Raw genomic sequence first — 22,755 nt, forward strand, 5'->3', positions numbered from 1 at the left:
GGATGCCCGCTAGAATGCGCCGATGGCTTCTCCTCTACCGCTCACGCTCGTTGTGATCACCCGCAACGAGTCGCAAAAAATCGCGCGCTGCCTGGACAGCGTGCCCTTCGCCGCCGAAAAGTTGGTGGTGGATAGCGGCAGCACCGACGACACCGTGGCGATTGCCCGCGCCCATGGCGCGCGCGTGGCGCATCAGGATTGGCTGGGCTTCGGCCCGCAACGCAACTTCGCCGCCACACAATGCAGCCATCCGTGGATTCTGGCGCTGGATGCGGACGAATACCTCACGCCCGATCTGGCGGAGGAGCTGCAGCGGCGCCTACCCGAATTGATGGCCAGCGACACGGCCGCGGTGATCCTGCGCCGGCACCTCATCTATATGGGCAAACAGATGCGCTGGTACCGCCCGGCGGTGGGCGAAAAGATGGCGCGCCTGTACCACCGCGATCGCGCTCGCTGGAGCGACGTGCGCGTGCACGAATCGCTGCAATTCAAAGGCGCATCGGTCACCTTTCACGCGCCATTCCTGCACGACAACAACCCCAGCCTGGTGGAGAAGCAGCTCAAGGTGCTGCTGTATGCCGAGCTGAAGTGCCGCGACTGGCTGGACAAGAACAAGCCCGCGCGAATGTGGCAGACACCGTTTGTGTTTGCGTTGGCGTTCTTCAAGGATTACGTGCTGCGCCTGGGGTTCCTCGACGGCTGGCGCGGCTATGCGATCGCGCAGACCGCTGCCAGCTACGCCGCATATAAACGCATGCGTTACTACGAAATGCGCCTGAACCCTGCTTCCCGCGATACCGCTGCAGCTGCATTGACGCGCAGCGGCCTGGATCACTGACATGCCCAAGCACTACCTGCTCTATGGATCGGAACGCTACGCGCTGGCCATCCTGCGCCCGCTGCAGGAAGCGATTCGCGCGCGCGGTGACGAAACCGCGTGGTTCTTCGACGGCCCTGGTGCGGAGGATCTGCTCGAAGGCGAGCGCCTGCTCAGCGTGCGGGAAGTACGCAAATGGAAGCCGATCGCGGTGATCACGCCCGGTAATCACCTGCCGCATTTCTTTCCAGGCGTGAAGGTGGAAGTGTTCCATGGCTTCAACGCTGGCAAGCCGAGGCATGTGTATATCCGCGGCTTCTTCGATCTGTATTGCACCACTGGTCCGCGCGATACCGCGCAATTCGGCGCGTTGGCGCAAAAGCTCGGGCATTTCGCTGTAACCGAAACCGGCTGGCCCAAGCTCGATCCCTTCTTGAAGGAGATCGCCGGACCGTTGCCGCCCGTGCGCACGCCGCCGGTGATTCTCTATCACTCCACCTTCTCGCCTTCATGGAGCGCGGCGGAAACCTTGTACGAGGAAGTGAAGCGCCTTTCGCGCGATGGCCGCTGGCGCTGGATCGTATCCTTCCATCCTAAGATGAGTCCCGACACGGTGGCCAAGTACAAGGCGCTGCAGAACGAGCACCTTACTTTCGCCGAGAACGACAACGTCCTCGAGCTGTTCCCGCAGGTCGACGTGATGTGTTCGGATACGTCGTCGGCGCTGAGCGAATTTCTGCTTACCGGCAAGCCGGTGGTGACGTTCAAGAATCGCGTGCCGGGTCCGCAGCTGATCGATATCGACGATCCCTTGCAATTCGAGCCGGCCGTCACGCGTGCGCTATCGCGCCCACCGGAACTGATGCAGGCCATCAAACAGTTCGGCGAAGCGATTCATCCCTATCACGATGGCCGCTCCAGCGAACGCGTGCTGGATGCGATCGATGCGTTCATCGCCGCAGGTGGGCGCAATCGCAAGCCGAAGCCGGGCAATTGGTGGCGTAAGCTGAAGTTGCGCAAACGCATCGGATATTGGGGTCCGGCGTAGTTCCAGCTTGCCGATATCTGCCCCCCCTCCCCTGCTTGGCAGGGGAGGGCTGGGGTGGGGTTGCATGAGCTTGCGGTGTTGGTTCGATTCATTGCGAGGTTGCTTCACCCCACCACCAACCTCCAAGACAAACGGTGGCACACACGAATAAGGGCCGATAAAGCCGAACCGGCTAGAATCCCGCCAACTCCAAGAAAAACACCCAACCGTGCAGACTGCCACCAACTATCGCCGCTTCGAAGTCTTGCGCAGCCTGTGGCCCTGGCTGCCACTGTGGACCGTGGTGGCACTGGTGGCGATTTTCTCGCATGGACCGATGCCGCTGTTCTCCACGCGCACGCTGGCCGTCGCCTGGGAGATGTGGCGCGAACACACCTGGTTGGTGCCGCACATCAACGGCGAATCCTATAGCGAGAAAGTGCCGTTGTTGTTCTGGCTGATCCACGCCGGATGGTTCGTGTTTGGCGTGAACGATGTGTGGCCACGCGTGCTGGAAGTGATTTTCGGCTGCGTGCAACTGGTGCAGTTGTCGTTGCTTGCACGCCGGCTGTTCCCCGACCGTCCGTGGGTGGCGAAGGCCGCGCCGTGGATGTTGCTGGCCTTGTCGTATGCATTCCTGTTCGGCCTGCAGGTCATGTACGAAGTGCTGCTGGCCAATTGCGTGCTTGGCGCATTGCTGTGCCTTACGCCTACGCTGCGCCGGGCGGAGCCGCGCTGGTTGCTGTTTGGTTTGCTGATTGGCGCCGGCCTGCTCACGAAAGGGCCGGTGATGCTGTTGCACGTCGTGTTTCCGTGGCTGCTCGGCCCGTTGTGGAATGACTGGGCGCGCGAGCATCGCGCGCGCTGGTACGGACGCGGCGTGCTGGCCATGCTGCTTGGTTTTGCCTTGTTGGTGGCCTGGGCGATTCCCGCAGGTTTCGCCGGCGGCGACGCTTATCGGCATCGGCTGTTCTTCACCCAGACCGCCGGACGCGTAGTGAATGGCACGCAGCAGGCGCAATCACTGCAGAGCCATCCGCACTGGTTCGGCTGGTATCTGGTGTGGCTGCCCATGTTGCTGTTCCCATTCACCGCATGGCCGCGTGCATGGGTGGCCGTGGGCAGTTTGCGCAAACCGCTTGAAGGCGGGCTGCGTTTCGCACTGTGCTGGTTGTTGCCGTCATTCCTGCTGTTCTCGGTGATCAGCGGCAAGCAGTGGTACTACCTGCTTCCGGAATTCGGCGGCTGGATGCTGTTGCTGGCCGGCGCCATTGCAGTGCTGCGCGAGCGGAACTCAACGCTGGCCGAGAACTACTGGCTAGGCAGTTGGGTGCTTGGCGTGGGCAGCATCGTCTTCGCGGGGCTGCTGTTCGCGCTGCCGTATCTGACGTTCGGCCACGCGTTCCGCAACGAATGGATCGAAGGCGCATCACCCTACAGCCGCACCTTCAGCGTGGCATTCCTGCTACTCGGCTGCCTGCTGCTGGTACGTGGGCGCGGCGAAATGCGGCGCGTGGCGGTAACCGGATTGCTTGGCTCGCTCGCACTCAACACGTTGTTCACGCTGACGCTGTGGCACAAATACGATCTCAGCCCTACGACTGCGCTGATTTCTGCAGCGGAAGCCGATCATCATCCGATCGCCTTCGAGGGCAACTACGAAGGCCAGTTCCATTTTGCAGGAAGGCTGACTCAGCCGATCACGGAACTGCGCGATGGATTGGCCTTGCAGGCGTTCGCCAAGGATCATCCGGACGGCTTGATCATTACTCACCCCGACAACCTCGATGCCTCGGCATCGCGTTATGCCTTGCTGGCGCAGCCTTTCCGCTCGGCGTGGATCGTAGTGTGGTCGGCACCAACGATTGCAGCGTTGCGCGCGGGCCACACGCCGCCGGAACCCCTGCAGCCGACGCGTATTTTCCCCGCGCCCGTTCCTTCACCACTCACGCCTCAGTCGTGAACACCACCCTGATCGATAGCTTGCGTGCGCAATGCGGTGGCCCTCGCGATGGGGCGTTGCTGCGATTTTCGCTGGGCAATGCACTGCTCAATACAGGCGATCACGTCGCGGCCATCGAAGAGTTACGCCACGCGGTCACGTTCGATGCCAATTATTCGGCAGCGTGGAAGCTGCTCGGCAAAGCTTACCTTACCGCCCACGATGAAGTGGGTGCCGCTGATGCATGGCGGCAAGGCATCGCAGCGGCGCAACAGCGAGGGGACAAGCAGGCGGAGAAAGAGATGACTGTATTTCTGCGCCGTATCAGCCAAAAAGGCGAAGGCTAGCCGGCAGCTTGTCATCGCCTCAGCGTCATTCCGGCGAAGGCCGGAGTCCAGTTAAAACACGTCGTGCGGAGCACTCAACACCATCGAATATCGTGTCCTTCGGACGCGTATTTGACTGGATTCCGGCCTTCGCCGGAATGACGGTGAGGTACAACCAGCCCTATGTCGGGTACAAGCAACGACTCGAATAATCGCCATCAATACGGACTCGGCCGGTTATCCGCCGAATACCGCTTGTAATGCCATTGATACTGCGCAAATGCGAGATCCACGCAGCTCTCCACCCCGCGATTGAGCGCCGCGCACGCACGCGGCAGTTCCGCATCATCCAAACCTTCCGGCGCGGGCTGGAAGTGGATGCGATAACCCTCGCCACGCGGCAGCCGCTCCGCAAATGCAAACAACACCGTGGCACCCGTGCGCGCTGCAAGCCGCGGCAACAACACCATCGTCATCGCCTCACGACCGAAGAACGGCGCAAACTCGCCCTCCCCAGCGCGCGGCTTCTGGTCCGGCAAGATGCCCACCGTGCCGCCTGCCGCCAACCGCTTGTACAACGTGCGCACGCCGGCGCCTTCCGCACGCACCTGCTCCGGTGCCAGCGCACCACGCACCTTGCGCAGTAGCGCTTCTACCGCGGCGATGCGCGGCGGGCGATAGAGGATGGCCATCGGCGTCTTGCGGCACAGCCAATAATTGAGCAGCTCCCAGCAGCCCAGATGCGGCGCCGCGATGATCACGCCCTTGCCGGAAGCAAGCGCTGCGTCAAACAGCGCTTCACCACGCACCTCCCTCACCAGATCGAGCGCACGCTCCGCACCCGAGCCCCAGATCTTCACGATTTCGGTGATCGACTTGCCACCCTCGATCATCGCCTCGCGCACCAGTTTGGCCTGTGCGCGCTCGTCGAGTTCCGGCTTCACGATGCTCAGATTCACCGCCGTGTAGCGCGCCATCTTCCCGCCACGCCGCAGCGCCAGGCGCCCGAGCAGCGCGCCGCATCCCTGCAGCCAGCGCAACGGCAGCAGGCCGAACAGGCGCAGCAGCAGATAGATGAGATAGATGTCGGGACGCATTGAGAGAGGCGTGTGACGTGAGGACGCGTAAGGGTAAAGGGCGAGAGACATTTGAGCGAATGCTTCATGTTCGCCGCGATCCGCCCCCTATATGCAGCAAGCACCACCCTCAAGCATCAGCACACCCTGCCGTTGACCCCTCAACGGCAACCGCTTTCCCCTGTTACAGGAACTCACCTCACAGCCACCCGCCCATCGCCTCTTTACCCGACGACTACCGCCCTGCAGAGTTACCGCATCCTTCCGTGCCTCTCCTCTCATCCATGATCGCCCTTATCCAGCGCGTGCTCTCCGCCCGCGTCGACGTCGACAATGAAACCGTAGGCGCCATCGGCCCCGGCCTGCTGGCATTGGTGGCCGTAGAGCCGGACGACGGCGAAGCGCAAACCAAACGCATGCTGGAACGGCTGCTCGGCTACCGCGTGTTCTCCGACGACGCCGGCAAAATGAACCGCTCGCTAACTGATACTGCCGGCGGCCTGTTGCTGGTAAGCCAGTTCACGCTCGCCGCCGACACACGCTCCGGCATGCGCCCAAGCTTCACCAGCGCCGCTTCGCCCGAGCACGGTCGAACCTGGTTCGAACGATTGGTGGAACTGGCGCACGCCACGCATCCAAGGGTGGAAATTGGGCGCTTCGGCGCCCATATGCAGGTTCATCTGGTCAACGATGGCCCTGTCACCTTTTGGCTTGAGGTGCGTTAGGTGACCCGAGCAACGAGCAAGCCTACGAACGCTGTCACTCCCCTGGAAACCCGCGATTTGGCGCGATTTTTGCGTGCCGATGACAGCGAATTTTTCACTTGAAAACTGGTCAAAAAAGCATCACATCGTTATACTGATTGGTTCCTATCCCGCGGCGGACGGTATGAATAACAAAGCCCACGAGCAACAGTCGGAAATCAAAGCGCTTATCTCCAAAGGTTTGGAGCAGGGCTATCTGACTTACGCCGAAATCAACGATCACCTTCCTGACGACATTGTCGATCCGGAGCAGATCGAAGACATCATGGCGGTGCTCAAGGGCGTCGGCATCGACGTGCACGATGCCGCCCCCGATGCCGACCCGCTCGCCGACAACGCCCCCGGCGTCGCCACCGACGACGAAACCGCCGCTGAAGAAGCGGTGGCGTTGCTCTCTGCCGTCGACTCCGAGGTAGGCCGCACCACCGACCCCGTGCGCATGTACATGCGCGAAATGGGCACGGTCGAGCTGCTCACCCGCGAAGGCGAAATCGCCATCGCCAAGCGCATCGAAGAAGGCCTCACCCAGGTACAGACCGCGCTGGCCAGCTTCCCGCTGACCATCGAACTGTTGCTTGAGGAATACGACCAGCATCTGGACGGCAAGCGCCGCCTCAGCGAAATCCTGGCCGGCTTCGCCGACCTGGAGCAGGCCGCCGACGCCGCCCTGGCCGAAGCAGAACTGGCTGAAGCCGAAAACGATGCCGACGTGGAAGAGGACGAAGAGGAAGCCGCTGGCGACGGTGAAGACGAAGAAGCCGGCCCGAGCGGTCCCGATCCGGAAGAAGTGAAGCGCCGCATGGAACTGCTGCGTGACCACTACGGCAAGTTCCAGAAGGCCGCCGCCAAGGCCACCGACATCGAAGACAAGAAGGTGACCAAGCTGCGCGACCAGATGGCCGAGGAGTTCCTCAAGCTCAAACTCCCGTCCGCGCTGATCGACAGCTTCGTACGCCGCTTGCGCGAAGTGGTCGGCCACATCCGCCATCACGAGCGCGTGCTGATGGACGTCTTCGTCAAGCACGTGAAGATGCCCAAGGCTGAATTCCTGAAAGCCTTCCCCAGCAACGAGGGCAACCTCGCCTGGGCGGAAGAGCTCGGCCGCAAGCGCCAGAAGTGGTCGCCAAACATCAAGCAATATCGCGAACAGATCGACGCCGAGCAGCAGAAGCTGCTGGACATCGAGAAGAAGCTGTTCCTGCCGCTGACCGACATCAAGGAAATCAACCGCAGCATGTCGGTGGGCGAAGCCAAGGCTCGCCGCGCCAAGAAGGAAATGGTGGAGGCCAACCTGCGCCTGGTGATCTCCATCGCCAAGAAGTACACCAACCGCGGCCTGCAGTTCCTCGACCTGATCCAGGAAGGCAACATCGGCCTGATGAAAGCGGTGGACAAATTCGAATACCGCCGCGGCTACAAGTTCTCCACGTACGCCACGTGGTGGATTCGCCAGGCCATCACCCGCTCGATCGCCGACCAGGCACGCACCATCCGTATTCCGGTGCACATGATCGAAACGATCAACAAGCTAAACCGCATCTCGCGCCAGATGCTGCAGCAGTTCGGCCGCGAGCCCACGCCGGAAGAGCTGTCCAAGGAAATGGACATGCCAGAGGACAAGATCCGCAAGGTGCTGAAGATCGCCAAGGAACCGATCTCGATGGAAACCCCCATCGGCGACGACGAAGATTCGCATCTGGGCGACTTCATCGAAGACACCAACGCCAGCTCGCCGATCGATTCGGCTACCGAAACCGGCCTGGTGGAAACTGTGCGCGACGTGCTCGCCGGCCTCACCCCGCGCGAAGCGAAGGTGCTGCGCATGCGCTTCGGCATCGACATGAACACCGACCACACCCTGGAAGAAGTCGGCAAGCAGTTCGACGTCACCCGCGAGCGCATCCGCCAGATCGAAGCCAAGGCACTGCGCAAGCTGCGTCACCCGAGCCGCTCGGAACAGCTGCGTTCGTTCCTCGATATCGATTGAGCCAAACGTTAGTCGTTACAGCAAAAGCCCCGCGAATGCGGGGCTTTTTCTTTACCCCCTCTCCCCTCCGGGGAGAGGGCTGGGGTGAGGGGCCATCCTCGCCCGAAATCACTTCGAAGCCGGACACCAAAACAACCTGAGCGCACATTTACCCAACACGCGCCGTCATCCCGGCGCAGGCCGGGATCCAGTCAGGCACGTCGTGCGAAGCACACAACATAAAAAAATCTCGCTTCACCACCAACTCGCATCGACTGGATTCCGACCTAAAACAACCATCCAACTGAATCGCCGATCAGGAACAACTTACCTGAGCGCCTCAGTGCACATCATAGAAAAACTGCTCCTGCACAACCTTGTCGCCCTTGACGTGATACACGCAGATCTCGCGCATATCCGCCCTGCCACGTCCTTTCATCGTGACATCCAGATGCATCGCCACGCTGAACCAGCCATCCGCGATCACCGGATCGCTGACTTCATTCTTGTGGATCTTCTCCAAGCTGTCCTGGAACTGATGTCCCTTCTCCAGAATCGCCTTCAATCCCTTCGCGTTCCCCATCGGGCCACTCGCCATCTCCTGCGGCTCGATGCTGATCGCATCCTTCGCATAAAGCTCGTTCTGCGCCTGCTCGTACTTACCCTCGCGGCACAGCGCCACCAACCGCTTCGCAACCGTTTCAGTGCTCATGGTTCCACCTCCGCGTAAAAGGGGGAACTTAATCTAAGCCCGGCAACGTTAAAGAAACGAGCACGAGGCAGCGGGCCACGGATTTTTTTGCGGCGCGCAACGACACCAACTGCCGTTGTCATGCTGTTATCATTCCCCGCGAGATAGGGCCTATAGCTCAACGGTTAGAGCAGGGGACTCATCGAAAGGTGCCGTCGCGCAGTAATGCGCGAACGGGAACGGGATGAATTCAGGGAACCCGCAGCGACGCCAGTGCGGATCGGTGGCAACCCTGAGCCAAGCCGGCGGTACACCGCCGGAAGGTGCAGAGACTACCTGAGGACTTCAGCGTCCTTCATAACAGGCTCGAGCGTCCCGCACCCCACCCGCACGTTGTGAAACGTCGGAGGGTGAAGAGATAGTCCGCGCCGAGAGGAAACTTTCGGAGCACGCGAATCCCTTGGTTCCAGGTTCGAATCCTGGTGGGCCCACCAATCTCTCATCTCAGGTGACCTCATGCGCTTTCACTCATAGTTTGGCCGCTTTGGCCAAACTATGAGATTTTGGAAGCAAAGTTTGGCCAGAATCGAGAAGCTGGCGCGCGTCCTGCGCTCACCGATGAAGTCAATCACGTAAACCAAACAGTCGCCATCAGTGTGCCGATTCCCTGACCAAATCGCCTAGGCGCGCTTCTGACTTCGGATAGTGGTCTCCCAGGGAGACCACCATGCCTCATAGATACCCGGCGGCACGCCCGCGTTTCAACATGCATCGCTGACTTTTACTCAGCATAGTCATCTCACTTAGATTCTTTATCCTTGCGTGCGTCTTCAGCACCTCATTTATCAGAAGCCTCGCGACGCGCTTCTTTATCTCGAAGTTCGAATGAAGATGATCAACAAGCTCATCTTGGCTGCGAAATTCGCCTGCTAGGTAACGAAGGAATGCTCGGCCCTCGGTGAGCTCGGCTTTGGCTTGGCGCTTATGCTGCTTGTTAGCCTGACGAACTTGAGCCTTGTATTCCTGCTTGTATATCTTGCAGAGAATAGGTTCCCGATAGCTGAGAAAGCCCTTAGAAACGCCAAGCGCTCGCGCAAATTCGGTAAACGCGACCAGAGGCCGCTGGGGGTATTCGGAGATCGCTTCAATCAGGCGCAAGCGAACTTGCTTCAACATCTCAGGTGAACGGCGCGGCTTTGGGCTACTGGGGAGTGCTTGATGATCGATCAATAGCTGACCCGCCGCCTTCGCAGCGCCGCGAGGGTCGGCTAGCACGTCAGGCAATCTTACGCCCGCAACGTGGCAGCGCTTGAGCATGGTCGAAAGTGTCGGTCTCTGCCCCTCTCGCCATGTCCTGGAAGCAAACTCCGGCCGAGTGTTCTTTACATAGGCCACCAGAGGATTGGCCAGCGCACGGAGCTCGTCACAAAAGATCGAAAACGCCCTCGGAACAGTCGAGCTAAGCGATCCATCGGCGATGTTCTGCACTAATGCCCTGCAGTTGTCCTCCGCGAAGCAGGGATGCGGAGCCCTAGTCCATGTCTCAGGTTGTTGCACCAACGATTCAGAGCATTTTGCACAGCGCGCCATTCCCGCACGAGGATGGTATGCCAGCTGATGGTGGCCGCAGTGGCAACACGCGTGTTCCAGCGCAACCTGGTGTATCGGGCATCGCTCCATGGGAGCTATCGCCCATAGCAGCCTGTCGTAGTGGGGCTCCCCTCGCCGATCAGACCAATACATACAGGCCGGACACCAAGCTCGCCCTCGCTTTAGCACCCCATGTGCGACGGCATCCGCTGCATCTCGAAGAGGAAGGAGCGTTGTGCGATAGAGATCGGGCTGGTGAGTCGCAGCGGAGACGACGCGGACGTAGTTCGCCACGGCCTCGCCGTAACCGCAAAGAGGCTGACGGTTGGCCTTGTAAAGAAATACATCATTGAGCTCGACGGGCACTTCGTTATTTCGCTGCCACCACTCGGCAAGGTGCTTAGCCATAGGGATCATTGTCGTAGCGTGAAGCAGGGCAAATCGATAAAAATACGAATGAAATTGCTCAATCTCTTCCGTTTCCCAACCCATGGGCTGTAGCGAGAAATAGTTACTCATCGGCCACCGCCGGATAAGCCGGGAGCGCGCGGTTGGGTTTGCGCATGAAAGGGCGATGGGTCGCCTTGTCCTTGGTCGATTTAATCCCATCTGCCTGCTTTGCAGGCATATCCGTCGTTAGGCTCGCGAGAGCCTGCTTGCCCGTAGCGATATCATGCTTGATCGCCTCGTGTTCGTGCCTTAAGGGATAGACGGCGTGCAAGCTGCGTCGGTCGATGGCTTTCGACCCGCTTAGTGATCGGGCAGCCCACAAGACCTTTTCGAGTAGCCCAAAACATCCGTTGGTGACTTGAAGGAGAGGTTCCGCTTCGTCGAGAAGGAGCGTAGACGGTCGCGTAGCGACATATTTACTGCAGAACTTCAGGATCCGGTCCCATTCGGCAAGATCATCACTACTTTCCGTATAGGGCGCCAATTCGACACAGATCAAACGGCCCGCAAAATGCGCCGAATCGAACAGTCCCCGGTAGGCAAGCTCGTATCCACCGACGAGAACCAAGGTCCGATCGATGGCACCCAAGCACTTGATCGATTGGATGACGTTCGTGCGAACGTCTCTATTATTCGTGTGTGTCAGGTGGTGTGCCTCATCGAGCAGGACAAAGGACGTCGACCGGGCTGCGAGCGCCACCTCAAGCGCCACTCTCATCGTGCCTTCGTCTCTACCCCGCGAGGGCCGGTAGTGATCGAGCTCATCGAACTCGCCGACATGCTCGTACATGGGATGACGAACTGCCTTCAGAAGGCTCAAAGTCAAATGCTTTGGTGATATCCGTCCATCGTTGCTCGTTCTTACGACGAGCGACACCCAAGGCATGGCATTCCTGTCTCCAGTCCGTAGCTCGCGGGAAAGCAACTCGGTGAGGCCCTTGAAGATAAGTGACTTGCCAACCTGAGTCGGCCCCACAAGCGCGATCACTTTTCCACCGGGCGAACAGCGCACCAGCTCGGTAAATTGGCGTCTCGCTTCGACAAAGTTGCGGTGTTGAAGTGGTGCAGGAAAGAGAATGGGCTTCACCGTCATTCCTTATCCATGATCAGGTCGCCGATGTCCTCCATGCGTCCGGTACGGCGCAACTCTTGGACGTCCGTTGCTTTAGGCCTTCGTTGAGCTGGCCTCTCTTTATCAAGGCTGACGTCGCGACTGAGTGCCGACGCCAGCGCCAACCTCTTGGCCTCGTATGTTTCGAGCTCAGCCTCGAAGGCCAGCGCTTTCGTCAAGCTTCGAAGCTGCTGGTGAACCGCAGTACGCGCGATGACTTCAAAGGTCGGAAGCGCGGCATGGATCTTCGCTTTCGTACTCCGACAGACGTGCCACGTATTGACCAGGCACACGTAGGCGATCGAGCCGTCGAAAGGCTCGATCCTTACTCGAACAGTCTTCTTGGGTCCTTTGTAATTGAAAAGAGCGTGGCAGCCGTACCATGTTTCGTAGACGCGAATTCCGCGGCCTGGAACGAGTTGATAACTCTCCTCAGGAGCGTCCACCGCCGTCTGAATGAGAAAACTGGTATCGACGACTACCCGCTTCCCGTTGAACGGGAAAGACGCGTCAGATTTCGCCCGCATTCCCGAGCGGCTATCTAACGCATCAGGTTTGGGTTCATGGTTGTATCCGTTGAATGTATAGGTTTCGAGCATCTCGGCAAGCTGGTGAAAATTGAGGCGTGCGCGATGGGCCGAGTTAAATTTTCCAGACGCTTTGCGCGCGGATGCGACACCGGGAACGAATCCGGGCAATCCCCTAGCAAACTTTTCCTTGAATACCCCAAAGAGACGCTCGACCTCTTTACCAAACCGAGGATCTTCGGGAGGCCGCTGGAATCTTGTTATCCCAAGCGTGGCCAGCAATGTCACGAAATGGACACTGTCAAACTCCTTGCCTCCATCGACGATCAGGATCTCTGGCAAGCGCCCATGGCGGCTGGCGCAGTCTCTGATGACCATCGCACATGAGTTACGGCATGGTGCCTTGTACGACAGCCATATTCCCAGCACCTCGCCGCTGTAGCCATCGACCATGGCTGTAAGCCATGCCCTGCGTGTGAGGGGGCGACACTTTGCTCGGCCCAACAGCAAAGCGATATCGACCTCGTAGTGATCGATGTGCGCGATCGAAAACGCCCGTGTAGGGAGCAGTGTTCGGTTGAGGGGATCAATGGATGCCGCAGCAGCGTTGCTTGCCCGACGTCCTCCGCGGATAGCATGGAGGTCAGCCTCGCAGGAATAGGAGTTGTAGTGGCGGTAGAAGGTTGCCGCTACGACCGGCCGATCGTCGCTGTTCTTTGGGAAGGAACGCCATCGGGAGCGGTATTCCAAGTACCCGTTCGCGATTGTGCTGAGGTTTGAATCGCCTTTTGTCTCCCGAATGACGTCATGCATCAGCTGAAGATGGGCGGGAGCGATACGCGCCTTTCTGTTTCCGCAGCGTGCCCAACGAGGATGCAGAGCGGCCGGATCCCCGCCCGCCTCCCTTAGAGCCTTCCCATACCGGCGCTTAGTCCTTTCGGACTTCTGCGAGAGGTCAGGTATCGGATCTATCAGACCACAAGCTGCATACCGCGAGGCGACCTCTTGCACGTGCTGAGGTGCCGGCACGTACTCAGTAGAGACCGTATTTTTTACAGCTATCGCATCTTTGAATCGGAAACCCGTGCTACCCATCAAACGGGTCAAGCTCGGGTCAGCGGTGACCCAGACGTCAGCAGGCGTGCTTAGCAAACAGTGGTCAAGATCAACGTGTATGCACCCTTGATCCACCAGCTGCAGAATCGGTGTAACGTCTTCGATATGCAGGCGATCAAGAAGCAGTCTGATCTGTACAACTTCAATTTCCCGAACGATCGTGAGGACGCGCGCTCTCAGGCGCACGAGCCTGGGTGTGTCATTAACCTGGCGCACGGTCAGCAACGTTCGTAAGTTATCCGCGCGAATAGCAGAAGTATTGCTGCTTGGTATCACGCGATGGTTGATGCCCAGTGCGCGAAAATGCGCCCTCGCCGGCACACAGACGTACTCCTCTTGCTCCTGGATCCAATCATTCGCCCGTTGTCTGCAAAGCGCCTCAAGAACTTCATCGTGCTTCGCTTCATAGGCAACGACACAGTCATCGTGAATGACCAGAAAGTCGGGCGTATGGGGCACTCTCGTCGCGACACCTGATCGATTGGTGATGCAGAGCGGCACGCTCTTAGGCTGGTCATAGATGGCCAGGACATCTCGCCGCCATAGCATCTCCAGTAGGAAGAAGTATTCCCCCGACGCCGACTCAACCTGCAACACGACTCCCAAGTCAGGCACCGGCACGTTGCCGATGAGGTTTCGGTTCCGGTGGACACCAACAGCACGAGCCGGGGGGGAAGAGGCCACCTCCAGCACGTACTTACTCCCCTCTTCCGTCAAACCAAGATCGTCGAGGAGCTCCTCCAAAGGTGTAGAGCCACGAATGATTGGCGACGAAGGCTGTCCGGGAACTGCTACCTCTATTGCTTCTTGAAGAGTATTCATCCTCGGCTCCACATCGAAATTCGACCAGGTGGTTAGATCGAGATCGGCGAAGTAATGGCCTGGCGCCGGTTGATTGGGTGACGCGCGGCCACGACGAGGCACTTCTCACCTGCTTTCCGATGAAAAGGCCTTGACTTCGGGGAATAGGGCTCTGAAGATAAGTTCGGGTGGTTGCTTCAATACCCGTCTCACCGAAAGGCTCCGCATGCCAGTGCGGGGCTTTTCTTGTCTCAGCGCCGGTGATTTCGTGTTAGTCACTCATGGGACGAACCTCCGTTGGATCCTCGCTGACAGTACGTCGCCCTTGTTGCTTGCTTTCCAGCCCAAGGCCTGGTGACGCATCTCCTTGGACGGCCGGCTTCATACCGAGGGCAATGGCGATCTGATGCCCGCGGCCACGGGTACAGCGCGACCTGCCCGACAGCACTGCGTAGACGGCTTGGCGCGGGTAGCCGTGATCTCGCGCCCAATCGGTCAGCGATATTCCCCTGTCGTAAAACCAGTTTCGCGCCTCTTTGGCGGTGCGTAGGTGGTCACTCATATCTGATCGCACTGTTGGAAACGGATGCCGCAACTGATTGAGTAGTAGAGAATTTCTTCCGAAAACCAATCCACGACGAAATCGGGATATCTGGTTAGAAACATGATGATTTGGACGAATATGCGACGAATCACGGTTACACCTACCTGTTGATTGCTTGGTAGTTTCACGTATACGCCTTATATTTCAATCACTTACGTTAACATCGACCAAGGTAGCACTCGCCCCGTGACGAGTAAACATGTGCCTTAGCGAACCGGGAATCAGCTCGCTGGGGGATATAAGTGAACCAAGTGAGAACTGACGCCCTACCCGCTTTCAGTAGCGGGTGGATGCTGGTTGATCGGGGTGGGTACCACACAGACGCCACTTCGGGGCTGGGTTATGGGTGGCTGGCTGATGTCACATGGCGCTTGCTTGCTTCGGCCTTGTCACGTTCACGAAGGCGCAACGGATCCACTCGCTCGGTGGCGCCGGCGATCGGCCAAAGACCTAAGGCAAAGTCATTGCTTGACTAAGATTTCAACCGTCCACCGAGCCCATACAATAGAACTTAAACCTGAAGCGCCCTCGTTTTTCCAGTCGCTCGAAAGTAGAGGCTGCTGACGACACTCAGCAGAATTTGGATAGCCATTGGGGTCATCAAACTCGTCGAGCAGGCAACTTTCCGAATGGCGGATAAGCTCATAGCTAAGGCAGAGCCTCTTCGGTCATCACGACAAGTTGTAGTGAATCTCAGTGAAGTAGTGTCCCGCGCCCGGTGGGATCTGGCGCAGGATCTCGCTTGCGGCTAGGGGAATCCACTGGATCATTGCCTTGACATCCTCGCCAGCATCCGCGTCGATGGGCGTCGTTACGATGCCTCGGTGGAAGTACTCAGGCAGCTTCTCCTTAAGTATCCGCTCCGCGGCCTCGGCTGTGCCGGCCACGGCCAAGCAGGACCTCAGGCCTTCGCCCGTGGCAGCGTAGTTCATGTAGCTGAGGTACCAGCCGGCCTCGAGGAGGGTGGGCGGCATGGACTTGTTGGCCATGACGGAATTCCTGTGGCAAAGAGTGGTCTCGTCTTCGGACTTTAGGCGACCGCGTTCTCAATCGCTGAGATTGAGCTCCCACAGGGGATCAAACGCTTCCGGACGTGCAGGTTGCATACCGACCTACGTAAAAGTGGTCGGTTACCGCCGGCTGGAAAGCAAGGGCGACAACCATTGCAGCTTGGCCGACTACGTCAAGTTGAACGGCCTACACGCTGAGCCACGACTCCAGCGCCACTCCTACCAATCTTTAGTGAGTCTGCAAGGCGGGACTATCATGATCCCGCCTTCCTCTGATTCCTTGGGGTGATCACTATGGCGACCTTCGAAATGCGTGAGCTTCACTTAGTGAAGAAAGCGCTAGCAATTTCCATCTTAGTGATGGAACGCCAACACGGCCCCCTGAGTTCGCCTAGCGATAGGTTCGACATGAAGCTCCTACTGGAGCATTTGACGGATACGGCTGAGCTTGAACATTACACACGGTCTGCCTGGATCGCGGTCACTGGAAAACCACCAGAAGGCCATTGAATACGGGCCAAATTGTTAGCATTGAGAAATGTCGTCAGCACACTGCCCAGATTAGCCTCATCAGTGCATCATCAGGGTTCAATGGAGTAGGGTTGCACCGTTCAAGAGGCGTCAGTGTTGTGATCCCAGGAAGAAGTAGTGCAGAGCAAAGCACGCCACCGCGTTCCACAATTTCGATGGACGGGATTCCCTTTTGAAGGCCTTGGTGGACTTCAACAACGTCCTCTGGATTGGCGTAAACAGAAAACCACCAATGTTCACCACGCGTGGGGCTTCGTGCGTATCTAATCGCGTCTTGAACTCTGGCTGAGACGGCTACATCGTAGAGGTGCTTTGCCAGAAGCTCTAAGCCCATTTTTAGCAACATGCGACAGACGGCGAGCGGTTCAGTGACCTCTGCCACTACACGGAACGAAGTAATTTCATCAGTCATTACTTTTTCTAAAATGGTGTGATTTCTAGGCGCTAACTCTAGTAGACCTGGGATACCAGACGCGTAAATTCTGCCAAGAGTTGCTGAGATGGATGTCATCTTTCCTTTTTTTGTGGGAATGCTGTTGAACAGCCGATAGAAAGAAAATGGGAAACTGGCGAGAGCAGGAAGTTCGACCTTCTGACCAAAATACTGATTGCATCCGTCGCATGTAATACCAGGAGGGGCCACGGGGGACAGTGCGCCACCTAAGGATTCGGGAATTATGTGAGATATGGATGTGAATGGCCCGTTCGACTGGCAGAAGATGCACGTTTCCATCAAGTCGTCCCTCTCTTGAGAACTACTTTGGCTGAGTTTTGTATGTCTGCCAAATCTGCTGGATGTCACCGCCATCTTTGATGAAATCTTGCATTTTTTTCAATGCATTGTCTGAGTAACAAGGAAATGTGCTCTTGCCGAACTCAAAGACATGGCAGCAATTTTCGTCCGAATCTATCGTCAAATGGTGGCGAAGGGCCTTGCATTTTGGTTCGGTCAGTTCAAGCTTTCTGGCAATCTCAGAAGCCCGCATATGGAACTTCTTTTGCATATCGACTTCACGGATTGCCGCCACAGCGGACGGATCATCCCCCGCGATGTAACGAACGGGGATGCCCTCTTTTTTGGAGAACTGGATCTTTAGAGTCGGCCCTTCGCCAGCTTGAATGGTCGATATGGCAACAAGGCGTGGAAATACGCGACCTATTTCTTCTCCAGCTTTCAGCGCCTTCTCAATGCGATCTACGTCCTTTTCACTGATTTCCACTTCTTCGGTAATCAGTGCTTCCATCGCAAGTAAGGATCGGACTCGGGCCCTTGCTTCGTCGCGTTGGCGTCGTCCAGGCTTTAGCAGGTCATGGATGAGCTTGTATTCCTTGTCCACAAGAAATTCGAAGTCACCAGGGGGAAGTGTTGATACAGGCAGCACGCGTAGCGGGATGTAAGTTTGAAGGTCAAGGTTTAGAGCAGATTTCAAGTAGGCATCGAACGCTGTTACCAGTGCCCGGGTCTGCATGTAAAGAAGGTCTTCGGAGACGTATATGAACCAGTGCTGGGCGCTGTCTCGAAGAGCATCAATGGATCTCATTACCCCAGCTTGTTGTGAACTTAGGCCGTGATGGGACTGGCACAATCGAACACATTTATCAAAACCAATAGACGTTCCTGATTTCTTATCAAATACGTCGACTTTATTTTGAACGAGGACTGCTTTGAGAAGCATCTCGCTTGCATGCTGTAGATGAAGGAGCACAGAGCAGATGCGCCCCTCTTCGTGATATGAATTGAAAGTAGCCATCGCAATCTTTAGTGACGCGATGGCTTTGTCTTTCAGTGTCTTGGCATCTCTAAGAAGACTCACGTTCTTCCATCCCAAGATGCGACTATTTGCTCATGTTACCAACGGGCTGATGCTACAGCATCTATGTAGCGGTATGACTGTGGCGCGGATATCCATTCACGTCACATCGCCAGTCAGAAGGTCGCTTTCTGCACAAGTCCTCGAGATCACTGTCTGTCTTGACCTCGTAGATCCGTACGCAGTCGGATTCCACTACGAGATAGTCCGCTGTATAGCTGATGCGCGTTTTTCTTCCCGAAGTGTCGGTGATCGATAGAGGAACGCTCAGAGGCTGGTCATAGACCGCCCGTAAATCGTCGCGGCGGTCGAGTTCCACTAAGAAAAGGTATTCACCGGAAAGCGATTCGGCTTGTAGCACCACACCGAGCCGCTCCATCGGCACGTCCAGCACGAGGTTCCGCCGACGCCGTCGCCCTACCTTCCGAGCAGGAGGTGAGTGGCATACGTCGAGTATGTATTGGATGCCCGGCTCAGGCGTTCCAATCCTTCGCAACTCAGCCTCGGTAATCTGGTTAGCTGACCCCATAGCTTCGCCCTCCCAGCAGCTTCGTTGCTGAGACAGATGCCGCCATGCGCTTTTGCATGGCAGTCCGAAAGACGCCGCGGAACCTGATTAGGCAGTCTGCTCCCCATCTCGATTTTAGTCAATAACCTTATGATTTATAACGTTTTTTGTCCGTATGATGTATATCATACGGACATGATTATCCGCACAGGCTGCGGGCCATTTCACACAACATTGACGCTGTAGCCTATCTATTTGAATACCCTGATAAATATGTAAGTCTATCCTCGTGAGACCAGGGGAAGTCAGGATGACCACAGGGGCAAGTTCGAGCAGCGATGCCGTTCGGCAGCAATTGCACGAGGTGAAACCGAAACGAAATCGCCTTGTTATAAAGCGAGGCGCAGTTCCACCGGCCGTGTACTTGATGCATATCTCCGACAAGCAGTGGGAAAAGTTCATTGAAGCTGCTTGCCGTCAACGGCCATCACCCAAATATGCACAGGTGAAAGTACTCGGTAACGCCAATGATAAGGGGCGTGATGTCGAAGCTCGCCTCCAGAAAGATCTCGTCGCCGACGCGTGGGATCTGTTCCAGGCGAAGCATTACTCGGCTCGCCTCGCGCCTGGCGATGCTTATCCGGAGATGGCGAAGTTCTTCTTGAATCTGTCAAAGGGTAGTTATCCTGCGCCGCGCAAATATTACTTTTGCGCCCCCCAAAACGCAGGCCCTGAGCTTCACGATCTTCTGGCTGATGCTTCCAAGTTGAAAGCGGGCTTTCTGGCTGCATGGCGGAACAGCACACACGGGCTAGGAGCCAACGCCCTGAAGATATCCGGCGCAGCTGAAGCCATCGCAGAGAAGTTCGACTTCAGTAAGTTTGAGGAGTGTCTAGTCCATGAGCTTCTTGACTGGCATTCGCGGGACTCCGCTTCGCACTTCAAGTTATTTGGCATCGAGCCCGAGCGCGGCGACGACCCCGCTGTTCCAGAAAAAGCTCAGCCTCATGAGCAAGTTTACGTAGAAGAGCTTCTTCGAGTTTATTCAGAACGATCCGGAATGCCGGTTCAGATCCAGGACGTCGATAGCGACAGCAACGGAATCTACGGAGATCACTTCGCGGCTCAAAGAGAGGTGTTCTATGCCGCGGAGGGATTGCGGCGTTTCAGCCGAGATATATATCCAGCGGATGAGTTCGAAAATTTATTGCAGATGGTGAAGAAAGGCATTCAGCCAAAGGTGACGAGTCCACGTTTGACCACGGGATTTGATCGGCTGGATGCAGCTCTCGATGCCGTATCCGGGCTCTCCCTTCAGGACAGCGTTTTACATCCACGTCTGCGGGGAGGCGATCTTCCGGGCACATGCCATCACCTCGTCAATGAGAAGAAACTCAAATGGGTACGATGAAGAACTCGAAGAGTCCTGAGCTCTTCAATACGCCATTTGAGCTCGGGCTACGCATGGTCTACCTGCTCACAGCGCTCCGTCCGGGAGGCGCGGACCTACAGAAACTTGTCTTGCTTGACTACGCCATTGTTTACTCAAAGGACGTCGGAGGTCCTGAAAGCCTGCACACGCCCGTACCATTTCGAAATGGCGAGCTATTCAGTCGGCGCGAGCGAATTGAGCAAGGGCTCTACCTGATGAGTACTCGAGGGCTAGTCGAAGTGGTGCTCGATGAAGGTGGAATGACGTATATCGCCGGGCCTAGCAGCTTCACGATGATTGGCTCCATGACCTCAAAGTACTGGCGCGACCTTGAAGTTAGGTGTCAATGGGCCTCTGCTCAATTCGGTCAAGCAAGCTCGGCTGAACTCTTGGAAGAATTCGCCTCCCACGGCCACCTTTGGGGCGCGGAGATTGAGACTACGGCAAGGAGCCTCTTTGAATGAGTATTGCGCTGATTTCACTGATGATATCGGGGCCGGATAAGGCTGACGCGATAATCGACTTTCGATCTTTCGCGACCCTAGTCCGCGGACCAAGTGATACGGGCAAGTCCTATATTCGCGATTGCCTCTGGTACCTGCTTGGTGGTGACAAGGTACCCAAAGCGCTCCCGCAAGCTGTGGGCTACGGGCAGATGGTTCTCACGGTAGTAAGTGACGGCCAGAGCTTCGAGATCGTGCGCGGTCTAGAGGGTGGTGAGGCCCATATTCGACAAGTGTTCGTCGATGCTTCTGGCTTCGCTCGTAACGAGCCGATTGACGAAGACTTGAACGACTTCCTGGTAAGGCTTTCAGGCGCCCAGGGAAAGGAGCTGTTACGCTCTAAGTCAAAGAAGGGAGCCGTAACCAGTGGCGATTTCCGGCATTGGTTCCTTCTCTCCCAACCACACATGATTAGCGAAGAGGTGACGAGTGGCGTTGGTGTCAACGCCACGCAGCGCACAGCCGCCTTCCACCTGTTCTTGACTGGAAGTGACGACTCCGCAATCCAAGTGGCAAAAACAAATGCTGAGCGCGAGCGTATCTCCGGACAGATTACCGGCGCGGAGTTGAGCTTGGCACGCATTAACGCAGAGATTCCCTCTGAGCTGGAACGCGACGATGTCGCCCAGTCCTTGGAGCGCGTGGATGCAGCGCTTGGAGCCATGAGTAGGCAGTACGAGGCCCGCGCAGCCGCTCTGAAGGAATTACGAGCCAGCATCCTGCCGACAGCTGCAGCACTTCAATCGGCAACGACTTCACTCGAGCACAGTCGTTCAATGGTCGAACGCTTTGAGCTCCTTGATAAGAAGTATAGAAGTGATATTGAGCGACTCGGTGCCACCTGGGAGGGCGTTTCAATGTTCCAGGCGCTAGAAGAGGTGGACTGCCCGCTCTGCGGCACACCCGCCTCCGAGCAGCTTGATCCGCAACATTTAAAGCAGGGTGCACAGGATAACTATCGGCGAGCCCTCAAAGCGGAGGCGACGAAGATCCAATCTCTGCGTGCAGGCCTATCCGGGGCTCTAGTGCGCGAACGGGAGCGTGTGGCCCAACTGGATGTCCAAGTGGCTGGCCTCAAGCGTCGGCTGTCGCATTTAGAAGGATTAGAGACTGCCAAATTAAATGAAACAAAGGTCGAGTTTACGGCCGAGCCCAAGACGTTAGCTCTTCGCCGCAGCGAGCTTTCCGAGATCCTGTCCAAGATGGACGAGATGACCCGCCTCCGGGCAGAGATTGATCGACTTACAAAATCAAAGCGAAGGTCGAAGGTTGAGCTAAGTAGAAACGTGGGTGACGAAGGGAAGGTCGTTGCAGAGTACGCGAAGGACCTGCTTCACGCGTGGGGCTTTACGAGCATCGAAACAGTTGCGCTGGACGTAGGTGAATGCGACCTCGTTATTGATGGGCGAGCCCGCTTGAGTTTTGGCGCAGGTAAACGGGCCATCTTCTTAACGGCCATGACCGTTGCGCTTATGCAGCATGCAATGACCGAAGGGTATCCGCACATCGGCTTTGTCGTCATTGATTCCCCGCTGAAATCCTACGCAGACCCAAAGAGCGCTGAAGTTCGAGAAGTACCCGTCAGGACGGTTACTGATAACTTCTACGACTGGCTTGCTACTTGGAAGGGAAAAGGGCAGATCGTCATTCTCGAAAATCAGGACATTTCTGCCTCGACGGCCTCCACATTACGGCCGATCGAATTCTCGGGTGTTGATGGGCAGGGGCGCTATGGGTTCTACCCGCTAAGAGAATGAGATGCTGACTGAGATGTTCAGCGCGATTTCTCACTAAAGACTGCAAGAGTATGGCTGAAGGACGACGAGCGTCTAGCGAAGGTCACTAAGGGGGAACAAATGGGCGTCTTAGCTCTATCGGCAGATAAGGTGCGCGGACTTGAAGCTCGCATTGGCTCTCAACATTACTCAGTGTGTGCTAGTTCTCACATAGCGAAGCGATCGCATCGTAAATGCGGACGTTTCTTCCGTTGCAACAGCAATGCGGAATGGATTGCCTATATGGCGTGGTACCCGTAGACCCTTGCTAGATCCCATTTTCTTGAAATCCAATGGTCACGCCGGGCGACGCATTTAACGACCAGCAATGGGCCATTAAAGCGCAAGGTCTTCTTGTCCATTCAAAATGATCG

Annotated in this window: 19 protein-coding genes; 9 read left to right on the top strand and 10 right to left on the bottom strand. The window is 57.0% G+C overall.

What is annotated here, in order from left to right:
- The first annotated feature begins 22 nt into the window (after positions 1-22).
- From QQJ86_RS11705 to QQJ86_RS11720, 4 genes are all read left to right on the top strand, one after another.
- Entirely contained in the window at positions 23-841 is an 819-nt protein-coding gene (locus tag QQJ86_RS11705; RefSeq protein ID WP_284321124.1) for a glycosyltransferase family 2 protein, read from the top strand.
- Between the two features lies 1 nt (position 842).
- Entirely contained in the window at positions 843-1,868 is a 1,026-nt protein-coding gene (locus tag QQJ86_RS11710) for a CDP-glycerol glycerophosphotransferase family protein (protein WP_284321125.1), read from the top strand.
- Positions 1,869-2,076: 208 nt separating this feature from the next.
- Positions 2,077-3,810, top strand: coding sequence for an ArnT family glycosyltransferase (locus QQJ86_RS11715; RefSeq protein ID WP_284321126.1), 1,734 nt, complete (start codon positions 2,077-2,079; stop codon positions 3,808-3,810).
- Positions 3,807-4,136: a hypothetical protein gene (locus QQJ86_RS11720; protein ID WP_284321127.1), complete on the top strand. Its 330-nt coding sequence runs from the start codon at positions 3,807-3,809 to the stop codon at positions 4,134-4,136. The genes QQJ86_RS11715 and QQJ86_RS11720 overlap by 4 nt, the downstream gene beginning before the upstream one ends.
- Positions 4,137-4,333: 197 nt before the next feature.
- On the opposite strand, the gene QQJ86_RS11725 is transcribed toward QQJ86_RS11720, so the two are convergent.
- Positions 4,334-5,212 (bottom strand): LpxL/LpxP family acyltransferase, encoded by an 879-nt coding sequence (locus tag QQJ86_RS11725; protein ID WP_284321128.1) that lies wholly within the window; start codon positions 5,210-5,212, stop codon positions 4,334-4,336.
- A 263-nt stretch (positions 5,213-5,475) separates the two neighbouring features.
- Between QQJ86_RS11725 and dtd the strand changes: the two genes are divergently transcribed.
- Together dtd and rpoD are read left to right on the top strand one after the other, a co-directional pair.
- Entirely contained in the window at positions 5,476-5,916 is a 441-nt protein-coding gene (gene dtd / locus QQJ86_RS11730) for a D-aminoacyl-tRNA deacylase (protein ID WP_284321243.1), read from the top strand.
- A gap of 163 nt (positions 5,917-6,079) precedes the next feature.
- A complete protein-coding gene (rpoD, locus tag QQJ86_RS11735; RefSeq protein WP_284321129.1) occupies positions 6,080-7,942 on the top strand; it encodes an RNA polymerase sigma factor RpoD in 1,863 nt (620 codons plus the stop codon).
- A 319-nt stretch (positions 7,943-8,261) separates the two neighbouring features.
- On the opposite strand, the gene QQJ86_RS11740 is transcribed toward rpoD, so the two are convergent.
- From QQJ86_RS11740 to QQJ86_RS11775, 9 genes are all read right to left on the bottom strand, one after another.
- Positions 8,262-8,633 carry a SnoaL-like domain-containing protein gene (locus QQJ86_RS11740; protein ID WP_284321130.1) on the bottom strand — a complete coding sequence of 124 codons (372 nt, stop codon included), beginning with the start codon at positions 8,631-8,633 and terminating at the stop codon, positions 8,262-8,264.
- A gap of 711 nt (positions 8,634-9,344) precedes the next feature.
- Positions 9,345-10,721 (bottom strand): TniQ family protein, encoded by a 1,377-nt coding sequence (locus tag QQJ86_RS11745; RefSeq protein ID WP_284321131.1) that lies wholly within the window; start codon positions 10,719-10,721, stop codon positions 9,345-9,347.
- Positions 10,714-11,745, bottom strand: a complete 1,032-nt coding sequence (locus QQJ86_RS11750) for an AAA family ATPase (protein ID WP_284321132.1) — start codon at positions 11,743-11,745, stop codon at positions 10,714-10,716. The genes QQJ86_RS11745 and QQJ86_RS11750 overlap by 8 nt, the downstream gene beginning before the upstream one ends.
- On the bottom strand, positions 11,742-14,228 hold the full coding sequence (locus QQJ86_RS11755; RefSeq protein ID WP_284321133.1) for a DDE-type integrase/transposase/recombinase: 2,487 nt from the start codon (positions 14,226-14,228) through the stop codon (positions 11,742-11,744). Before QQJ86_RS11755 ends, QQJ86_RS11750 begins: the two co-directional genes overlap by 4 nt.
- Before the next feature lie 250 nt (positions 14,229-14,478).
- On the bottom strand, positions 14,479-14,769 hold the full coding sequence (locus tag QQJ86_RS22835; protein WP_423372865.1) for a DNA-binding protein: 291 nt from the start codon (positions 14,767-14,769) through the stop codon (positions 14,479-14,481).
- A gap of 713 nt (positions 14,770-15,482) precedes the next feature.
- The gene (locus QQJ86_RS11760; RefSeq protein WP_284321134.1) at positions 15,483-15,800 is read right to left on the bottom strand and encodes a hypothetical protein; all 318 of its coding nucleotides are present in this window, start codon (positions 15,798-15,800) and stop codon (positions 15,483-15,485) included.
- Between the two features lie 565 nt (positions 15,801-16,365).
- Entirely contained in the window at positions 16,366-17,085 is a 720-nt protein-coding gene (locus tag QQJ86_RS11765; protein ID WP_284321135.1) for an HNH endonuclease, read from the bottom strand.
- A gap of 22 nt (positions 17,086-17,107) precedes the next feature.
- Positions 17,108-18,166, bottom strand: coding sequence for a hypothetical protein (locus QQJ86_RS11770; RefSeq protein ID WP_284321136.1), 1,059 nt, complete (start codon positions 18,164-18,166; stop codon positions 17,108-17,110).
- Between the two features lie 61 nt (positions 18,167-18,227).
- Complete coding sequence (locus QQJ86_RS11775; RefSeq protein ID WP_284321137.1) at positions 18,228-18,557, bottom strand: hypothetical protein; 330 nt, start codon at positions 18,555-18,557, stop codon at positions 18,228-18,230.
- 424 nt (positions 18,558-18,981) lie between these two features.
- Between QQJ86_RS11775 and QQJ86_RS11780 the strand changes: the two genes are divergently transcribed.
- Genes QQJ86_RS11780 through QQJ86_RS11790 form a run of 3 tightly spaced genes read left to right on the top strand, consistent with a single transcriptional unit; the run spans position 18,982 to position 22,363 of the window.
- Positions 18,982-20,082: an ABC-three component system protein gene (locus QQJ86_RS11780; protein ID WP_284321138.1), complete on the top strand. Its 1,101-nt coding sequence runs from the start codon at positions 18,982-18,984 to the stop codon at positions 20,080-20,082.
- Positions 20,070-20,567 carry an ABC-three component system middle component 2 gene (locus QQJ86_RS11785; protein ID WP_284321139.1) on the top strand — a complete coding sequence of 166 codons (498 nt, stop codon included), beginning with the start codon at positions 20,070-20,072 and terminating at the stop codon, positions 20,565-20,567. Before QQJ86_RS11780 ends, QQJ86_RS11785 begins: the two co-directional genes overlap by 13 nt.
- Positions 20,564-22,363 carry a coiled-coil domain-containing protein gene (locus QQJ86_RS11790; RefSeq protein WP_284321140.1) on the top strand — a complete coding sequence of 600 codons (1,800 nt, stop codon included), beginning with the start codon at positions 20,564-20,566 and terminating at the stop codon, positions 22,361-22,363. Before QQJ86_RS11785 ends, QQJ86_RS11790 begins: the two co-directional genes overlap by 4 nt.
- The last annotated feature ends 392 nt before the right edge of the window (positions 22,364-22,755 follow it).

The organism is Dyella acidisoli (genome assembly GCF_030160295.1).
In the GTDB taxonomy this organism is placed as follows: Bacteria; Pseudomonadota; Gammaproteobacteria; order Xanthomonadales; family Rhodanobacteraceae; genus Dyella_B; species Dyella_B acidisoli.

What these genes read in the sequence shown, in the direction of transcription:
- QQJ86_RS11755 (WP_284321133.1), bottom strand. Translation starts at nt 14,228, where the DNA reads ATGAATACTCTTCAAGAAGCAATAGAGGTAGCAGTTCCCGGACAGCCT.
- rpoD (WP_284321129.1), top strand. Translation starts at nt 6,080, where the DNA reads ATGAATAACAAAGCCCACGAGCAACAGTCGGAAATCAAAGCGCTTATC.
- QQJ86_RS22835 (WP_423372865.1), bottom strand. Translation starts at nt 14,769, where the DNA reads ATGAGTGACCACCTACGCACCGCCAAAGAGGCGCGAAACTGGTTTTAC.
- QQJ86_RS11745 (WP_284321131.1), bottom strand. Translation starts at nt 10,721, where the DNA reads ATGAGTAACTATTTCTCGCTACAGCCCATGGGTTGGGAAACGGAAGAG.
- QQJ86_RS11785 (WP_284321139.1), top strand. Translation starts at nt 20,070, where the DNA reads ATGGGTACGATGAAGAACTCGAAGAGTCCTGAGCTCTTCAATACGCCA.
- QQJ86_RS11710 (WP_284321125.1), top strand. Translation starts at nt 843, where the DNA reads ATGCCCAAGCACTACCTGCTCTATGGATCGGAACGCTACGCGCTGGCC.
- dtd (WP_284321243.1), top strand. Translation starts at nt 5,476, where the DNA reads ATGATCGCCCTTATCCAGCGCGTGCTCTCCGCCCGCGTCGACGTCGAC.
- QQJ86_RS11740 (WP_284321130.1), bottom strand. Translation starts at nt 8,633, where the DNA reads ATGAGCACTGAAACGGTTGCGAAGCGGTTGGTGGCGCTGTGCCGCGAG.
- QQJ86_RS11750 (WP_284321132.1), bottom strand. Translation starts at nt 11,745, where the DNA reads ATGACGGTGAAGCCCATTCTCTTTCCTGCACCACTTCAACACCGCAAC.
- QQJ86_RS11705 (WP_284321124.1), top strand. Translation starts at nt 23, where the DNA reads ATGGCTTCTCCTCTACCGCTCACGCTCGTTGTGATCACCCGCAACGAG.
- QQJ86_RS11790 (WP_284321140.1), top strand. Translation starts at nt 20,564, where the DNA reads ATGAGTATTGCGCTGATTTCACTGATGATATCGGGGCCGGATAAGGCT.
- QQJ86_RS11780 (WP_284321138.1), top strand. Translation starts at nt 18,982, where the DNA reads ATGACCACAGGGGCAAGTTCGAGCAGCGATGCCGTTCGGCAGCAATTG.
- QQJ86_RS11765 (WP_284321135.1), bottom strand. Translation starts at nt 17,085, where the DNA reads ATGGAAACGTGCATCTTCTGCCAGTCGAACGGGCCATTCACATCCATA.
- QQJ86_RS11760 (WP_284321134.1), bottom strand. Translation starts at nt 15,800, where the DNA reads ATGGCCAACAAGTCCATGCCGCCCACCCTCCTCGAGGCCGGCTGGTAC.
- QQJ86_RS11725 (WP_284321128.1), bottom strand. Translation starts at nt 5,212, where the DNA reads ATGCGTCCCGACATCTATCTCATCTATCTGCTGCTGCGCCTGTTCGGC.